At 70.0% G+C, this 6,603-nt stretch carries 5 protein-coding genes and 1 pseudogene; all 6 read right to left on the reverse strand.

Annotation, left to right across the window (positions count from 1 at the left end):
• Window positions 1-262: 262 nt before the first annotated feature.
• Window positions 263-1,696 carry a GH1 family beta-glucosidase gene (locus VFB40_RS19335; protein WP_324852642.1) on the reverse strand — a complete coding sequence of 478 codons (1,434 nt, stop codon included), beginning with the start codon at window positions 1,694-1,696 and terminating at the stop codon, window positions 263-265.
• Window positions 1,697-1,790: 94 nt separating this feature from the next.
• Window positions 1,791-2,903 (reverse strand): ABC transporter ATP-binding protein, encoded by a 1,113-nt coding sequence (locus tag VFB40_RS19340; RefSeq protein WP_414642114.1) that lies wholly within the window; start codon window positions 2,901-2,903, stop codon window positions 1,791-1,793.
• 2 nt (window positions 2,904-2,905) lie between these two features.
• On the reverse strand, window positions 2,906-3,964 hold the full coding sequence (locus tag VFB40_RS19345) for an ABC transporter permease (RefSeq protein ID WP_324852646.1): 1,059 nt from the start codon (window positions 3,962-3,964) through the stop codon (window positions 2,906-2,908).
• 3 nt (window positions 3,965-3,967) lie between these two features.
• Window positions 3,968-4,948 (reverse strand): ABC transporter permease, encoded by a 981-nt coding sequence (locus tag VFB40_RS19350; protein WP_324852648.1) that lies wholly within the window; start codon window positions 4,946-4,948, stop codon window positions 3,968-3,970.
• Window positions 4,945-6,126: an ABC transporter ATP-binding protein gene (locus tag VFB40_RS19355; RefSeq protein ID WP_324852650.1), complete on the reverse strand. Its 1,182-nt coding sequence runs from the start codon at window positions 6,124-6,126 to the stop codon at window positions 4,945-4,947. The genes VFB40_RS19350 and VFB40_RS19355 overlap by 4 nt, the downstream gene beginning before the upstream one ends.
• A gap of 186 nt (window positions 6,127-6,312) precedes the next feature.
• Window positions 6,313-6,603, reverse strand: a pseudogene (locus VFB40_RS19360) (ABC transporter substrate-binding protein); the annotation flags it as partial.

A 6,603-nucleotide genomic window follows, 5' to 3' on the forward strand; every position in this document is an offset into this window, starting at 1 on the left:
GAAGCTTGGTGGTCTCGATGGGCGGAAGGCCATCGTCGAGGCCACGTAACTGTGCGTAAAGACTGCGGCGCAGTGTTCAGGGCGCAGCCCGTGCGCGGCAGCGCCCTGAGTCCGTGGAGCGGCCGAGCCCCTGGGCGAGGACGCGGAGCGGGGCGGGCGGGTGGGCCAGAGCAACCCAGCACGCGACCGGCGGCGAGGCTGCTAACCCGCGGTCCGCCCCAACGACTTTCCGTCGCCGAGGCGGACCGGTCGGTTCACGGCGCTATGCGGCCGCGGTGCCTCCGCGCACGCGGTGGATGGTGTCGCGATACCAGTGCGCGCTGAGCTTCGGGATGCGCTGCTGCGTTGCGTAGTCCACTCGGACGATGCCGAAACGTTTGTCGTACCCGTATGCCCACTCGAAGTTGTCCAGCAGCGACCAGACGAAGTAGCCGCGGATGTCGGTGCCGGATTCGCGCGCCTGCTGGACCGCCGCGATGTGCGAGGCCAGATAGTCGATGCGGTCGCGGTCGGCCACGAAGCCGGTCGCGTCCGGCTCGTCCCGGAAGGCCGCGCCGTTCTCGGTGACGAAGACCGGCACGCCAGGGTAGTCGCGGCCGATGCGGGTGAGCAGTTCGGCGAAGTCGTCGGGCATGATCTCCCAGCCCATCGCCGTCTGCGGGAGGCCGTAGAGCACGCCGCGGCCGACCGGGTGGCCGTTGCCGTCGCGGTCGTGCCCGTCCTCGTCGACTCCGGAGCTTCGCATGCTGAAGTAGTAGTTGACGCCGAGGGTGTCGAGCCTCGCCGAGATGGTCTGCAGGTCGCCGTCTTCGATCGGGAGGTGCACGTCGCGGGCCGCGAGGTCGGCGAGCACGTCCTCGGGGTAGCGGCCGTGCCAGATCGGGTCGAGGTAGATGCGGGTGCCGAGGCCGTCGGAGCGGCGGGCCGCTTCCAGGTCCGCGAGGGAGTCGGTCGCGGGCTTGGCGGTGCTCAGGTTGAGCGTGATGCCGAGTTCCAGTGGGTTTCCGTTGTTCGCCGCGCGCAGCCGCTCCACCGCGAGCCCGTGGCCGAGCAGCAGGTGGTGGATCGCGTGCATGCCGGCCGCGAAGTCGCGGCGTCCGGGGGCCTGCACGCCTTCGACGTAGCCGAGCATCGCCGAGCACCAGGGCTCGTTGAGCGTGGTCCAGTGCGCGACGCGGTCGCCGAGCCTGTTGTATACGAGCTCTGCGTAGTCCGCGAAGCGGTAGGCCGTGTCACGGTCCGGCCAGCCGCCGGCGTCCTCGAGCTCCTGCGGCAGGTCCCAGTGGTACAGGGTGACCCAGGGTTCGATGTCGTTGGCGAGCAGCTCGTCGACGAGCCGGTCGTAGAACGCGATTCCGGCCGGGTTCGCAGGGCCCTTACCTCCGGGCTGCACGCGCGGCCAGCCGATGGAGAACCGGTACGCGTCGAGGCCGAGCTCGCGGATCAGCGCCACGTCCTGCGGCATCCGGCGGTAGTGGTCGCAGGCGGCGTCCCCGGTGTCTCCGTTGTCGACCGCGCCGGGCACGCGGCAGAAGGTGTCCCAGATCGAGGGGGTGCGCCCGTCCGCGTCCACGGCCCCTTCGATCTGGTACGCAGAAGTCGCCGTGCCCCACCGGAAGGTGGCCGGCAAGCGGTCGATGGTGCTGTCGTAACGGGTCGTCACGCGGGCGTCCGCCGTCGCGGCAGTGGTGTCCATGATTCTCCTGTTTCAGGCACGCGGCACCGTACCCCCGTAGTAGGGCGCTGATGCTCGCTGTGAAATTCGGCGGGCCCTGAGCGGTCCTGCGGCGCTACGTCAGAGTGCTGTCAAACTGTGCCGCGGTCGGCGGTTGGCTACTTGCGGCCGGATGCAGCCAGCAGGCGACAGTTCGGCCGGTGCCGGTGCGCCCGCCCTGCTGCTGCGGGTCATCGGGCACGCCGAGCACCGGGATCTCGCGCGAGCACGGGTCGAACGCCTTGGGGCAGCGCGGGTGGAACGAGCACCCCGAAGGAAGGGAGCGCGGGTCGGGCGGCGAGCCGGGGATGCCCGCCAGTTCGCGGCGCGGGCCGCGCAGCGCGGGGAACGAGTGCAGCAGGCCGTCGCTGTAAGGGTGCAGCGGATCGCGGTAGATCTGCGCGGCGGGCGCCTCCTCGACGATGCGGCCGCCGTACATGATCGCGATCCGGTCGGCGAACTCGACCAGCAGGGACAGGTCGTGGGTGATGAAGATCACTGAGAAGTCCAGCCGCTTGCGCAGCCGGCTGAACACCCCGAGGATCTGGCGCTGCATCACCACGTCCAGCGCGGTGGTCGGCTCGTCCATGATGACGATCCGCGGCTCCAGCGCGAGCGCCATGCCGATCATCACCCGCTGGCGCATGCCGCCGGACAGCTGGTGCGGGTAGCTGTCCAGCCGGTCGGCCGGGATGCCGACCAGGCCGAGCAGCTCTCGCGCGCGTTCCGCGCGCTCGGTGCGGCTGAGCTCGGGTTTGTGCGCCTTGAGCACATCAGTGAGCTGAGTCGAGATCTTGTCGACCGGGTTGAGCGCGTTCATCGCGGCCTGGAAGACGATCGAGGTCTGCGCCCAGCGGAAATCGCGTAGTCCGGCGGGACTGAGAGCGAGCACGTCGATGGGCTCTGAGCCGTCGCCGGGGCGGTAGAGCACCTTGCCGTCGGCCACCACGCCGGGCGGCGGGAGCAGCCGGGTCAGGCCGTAGGCGAGGGTTGATTTGCCGCTGCCGCTCTCCCCGGCGAGGCCGAGCACCTCGCCGCGGCGCAGGGTCAGGTTCACCTCGCTGACCGCGCGTACGGCTTGCTCCCCGGTGCCGTAGTCGACGTTGAGGCCGGAGATCTCGAGCACGGCGTCGCCGGTGGCCGCCGCGTGGTCCGGGTGGGGGTCTGGGATCGGCGTGTCCACGTCGATGGTCACCGGGCACCGTCCTCGGCGTCGATTTCAGAGACCTGACTCGCTGCGGCATGCGCGAGGGCCGGTTCGCCGCGGTGCGCGAGGACCGGGGTGAAGCCGACGCGCATCCGGACCTTGCGGCCGGTGTAGTCGCGCACCGTGGCGCTGCCGCTGCTGCGCAGCCGCGGGTTGACCAGCTCGTCGATGCCGAAGTTCAGCAGCGAGAGCGCGGTGCCGAGCAGCGCGATCGCGAGGCCGGCCGGGACGAACCACCACCAGGCGCCGATGGCCAGCGCCTCCTGGCTCTGCGCCCAGTACAGGATCGCGCCCCAGTTCCATTCGTAGAGCCCTTGCACGCCGATGAAGGCGAGCGCGACCTCGGTCATGATCGCGTAGATCACGGTGCCGACGAAGGAGGAGGCGATGATCGCGGTCAGGTTGGGCAGGATCTCGAAGATCACGATCCGCCATACCGGTTCCCCGGCGGCGCGGGCCGCCTCGACGAAGTCTCTTCGGCGCAGCGAGAGCGTCTGGGCTCGCAGGACTCTGGCTCCCCAGGCCCATGAGGTCAGCCCGATGACCAGCGCCACCACCCAGTCGCCGCCGGTGGGGATCGCGGTGGTGATGATGATGATCAGCGGGAGCGCCGGGATGACCAGGAACACGTTGGAGACCGCGGACAGCCCCTCGCCGCCGGCGCCGCCGAGGTACCCGGAGGTCACGCCGAAGAGCACTGCGACGATCGTGGCAACCACCCCGGCGAAGAAGCCGACGAACATGACGCTGCGGGTGCCGTCGAGCACCTGGCTGAAGATGTCCTGGCCGATGTGCGTGGTGCCGAACCAGTGCTTGGCCGAGGGGCCCTGCAGGATGTCGCTGCTGCGCTGCGAGGGGTCGTACGGGGCGATCAGCGGCCCGATGATCGCGATCAGCAGGAACACGGCCAGGATGGCCAGGCCCACGGCCACCTTCCGGTTCGACAGCAGCCGCATGCGCAGCCGCCGCGGGGTCGCCGCGGCCGAGCCTGCGACGGGTTCCTGCGGGGTGACGGCGTCCACGCCGGGCGCGGTGACGGCCATCGGTCAGCCCTCCCTTCGGGTACGCGGGTCCAGCGCCATGTAGGCGAGGTCGGCCAGGAAGTTGGCGGCCAGCACGGAGAGCGTGATGACCAGGAAGATGCCCTGCATCAGCGGGTAGTCCTTCTGCCCGATCGCGGAGACCAGTTCCAGGCCGACGCCCGGGTAGGAGAACACGTACTCGACCAGGAAGGTGCCGCCGACCACCAGGCCCAGGGCCATGCCGAACCCTGACACGCTCGGCAGCAGCGCGTTGCGCGCGGCGTATCCGAGCATGACGCGCCGTTCGGAAAGGCCCTTGGCGTGCGCAACGGTCACGTAGTCCTCGCTGCTGACCGTCACGACCATGTTGCGCATGCCCATCAGCCAGCCGGCGACGGAGGTGACGATGATGGTCGCCGCGGGGAGCAGGCTGTGCTTGAGGGCGCTTCCGACGAACGCGCCGTTCCAGCCGGGGATCAGGCCGGGGTCGTATCCGCCTGCTGATGGAAGGAAGCTGTTGACACCGGTGAACGCGGCGATCGCGAGCAGCGCCAGCCAGAAGTACGGGATCGAGGCGAAGAAGGTGGAGATCGGCATCAGCAGGTCGGCCAGGCTGCCGCGCCGCCAGCCGACCACGACGCCGAGCAGCGTGCCGATGGCGAAGCTGAGGATCGTGGCGACGCCGACCAGGGTGATGGTCCAGGGCAGGCTCTGCGCCAGCACCGTGGAGACCGGGGTCGGGAAGGAGTGGAACGAGATGCCGAGGTCGCCGCGCAGCAGCTGCCCGAGATAGGAGATGTACTGCTGGAAGATGCCCTGCTGCTTGTCCAGGCCGAACAGGACGGTCAGCGAGTGCACCGCCTGCGTGCTGATCTGGCCCTGATATTCGGCGATCAGCGAGTCCACCGGGTTGCCCGGGGTCAGCCGCGGGACGAAGAAGTTGATGGTGACCGCGGCCCACGCGGTGAAGACGTAGAACGCGAGACGCTGGGCGAAGTACCTCATGCCGCCGCACCTGCCTCGCCGTTGGTGCTGGCGCTCGCGTGCTCGGGCGAGTAGAGCCAGCAGGCGGCCCAGTGCGCGGGCTTCTCGGCTGCTTTAGCGTCAGGCTCCTGCGACGCCGGTGCGCCGACGGTGAACCGGGGCGGAACCTGCACGGTGCACACGTCCATCGCGTGCGGACAACGCGGATGGAACCGGCAGCCGCTCGGCGGATGGATCAGGCTGGCGACCTCGCCGGTGCCCTCGTCGACCGACGGTTCATCGGCCGGGGGTGCGCTGCCGTTTTGGGCGCCGCCGTTCAGTGCGCTGCCGTTGGCGTGCGGGGCGATCCGGTCCGGGTCCGGTGCGGAGTTGATCAGCAGTCTGGTATACGGATGCGCGGGCTGCTGCGTGACGCTCTCGCTGTCTCCGCCCTCGACGATCCGGCCCGCGTACATCACCTGCGTCTCGTCGGCGAAGTAGCGCGCCGACGCGATGTCGTGGGTGATGTACAGGATCGCCAGGTACATCTGCTCTTTGAGATCGCGCAGCAGGTTCAGGATGCCGAGCCGGATGGAGACGTCGAGCATTGATACCGGCTCGTCGGCCAGCAGCGCCTCCGGCCCCGCGGCCAGGGCCCGCGCGATGGCGACCCGCTGGCGCTGGCCGCCCGACAGCTCGTGCGGGAACTTGTCGATGTACCGCTCCGGCGGGGTGAGCTGCACCTTGGTCAGCAGATCCGCCAGCGCGGCCTCGGTTTCGGCGCGGCCGCGGCCGACCCGGTTGTGCACGCGCAGCGCCCTGGTCAGGTGGTAGCGCACGGTGTGCACCGGGTTGAGCGAGGCGAACGGGTCCTGGAAGATCATCTGCACCCGGCCGCTGTACGCGCGGAACCTGCGCCCGCCGCGCACCGTGGTCTCCGCGCCGTGCAGCCGGATCGCGCCGCGGGTGCGCGGGTAGAGCTGGGCGAGCAGGCGTGCCACGGTCGACTTGCCCGACCCGGACTCGCCGACCAGCGCGGTGACCCGGCCGCGGCGCAGCAGCAGGGTCACGTCGTCCACCGCGTGAACCACCGTACGCTCGCCCGAGAGCGCCGCGCGCAGATGCCGGCGCACCGGGAAGTGCTTGGTCAGATCCTCGGCCTCCAGGACTACCTCGGCAGCCCCGCCCGCCGGCGAGGAGGTCTCGCTCAGCGTCGTCATCTCGTGCTTCTCCTTGGAAGATCGTCGCGCCACCCACTGACCGTCGCCCAGCGTCCGGCCCTGCGCCCCGGGCTCCGCGAAGGGTGCGGGGCCCGAGGCGAGGGCGACGGCGGCCGGTCCCGCTGTGCTCAATCAGGAGCTGTCGCGGCCGAGTCCGGCCCGTTCGGGTGACCTGATCTCAGATCGTCAGGACGTGGCCGGGGTCAGGTGCATGATCACATCGAGCGACTGGGTCAGCGTCGGCTGGATCGGCATGTACGAGTTCGCATCGTCCGGCCAGCCGGTCCAGTGCTTCGTGGAGTACTCGGCGCCGTAGTTCCCGGCCGAGGTCGGGATCATGGGCGCCTGCTCCACCATGATCTGCTCCAGCGTGTTCAGCGCGTTCGTGCGGGTGGCGTCGTCGGTGGCGTTGGCGTACTGCTGCAGCGCCTGGGTGGCCTGCGGGCTGTTGAAGCGCCCGTAGTTGCCCGAGTTCGC

Source organism: Actinocrinis sp., assembly GCF_035650855.1.
GTDB lineage: Bacteria > Actinomycetota > Actinomycetes > Streptomycetales > Catenulisporaceae > Actinocrinis.

What these genes read in the sequence shown, in the direction of transcription:
- VFB40_RS19335 (WP_324852642.1), bottom strand. Translation starts at nt 1,696, where the DNA reads ATGGACACCACTGCCGCGACGGCGGACGCCCGCGTGACGACCCGTTAC.
- VFB40_RS19345 (WP_324852646.1), bottom strand. Translation starts at nt 3,964, where the DNA reads ATGGCCGTCACCGCGCCCGGCGTGGACGCCGTCACCCCGCAGGAACCC.
- VFB40_RS19350 (WP_324852648.1), bottom strand. Translation starts at nt 4,948, where the DNA reads ATGAGGTACTTCGCCCAGCGTCTCGCGTTCTACGTCTTCACCGCGTGG.
- VFB40_RS19355 (WP_324852650.1), bottom strand. Translation starts at nt 6,126, where the DNA reads ATGACGACGCTGAGCGAGACCTCCTCGCCGGCGGGCGGGGCTGCCGAG.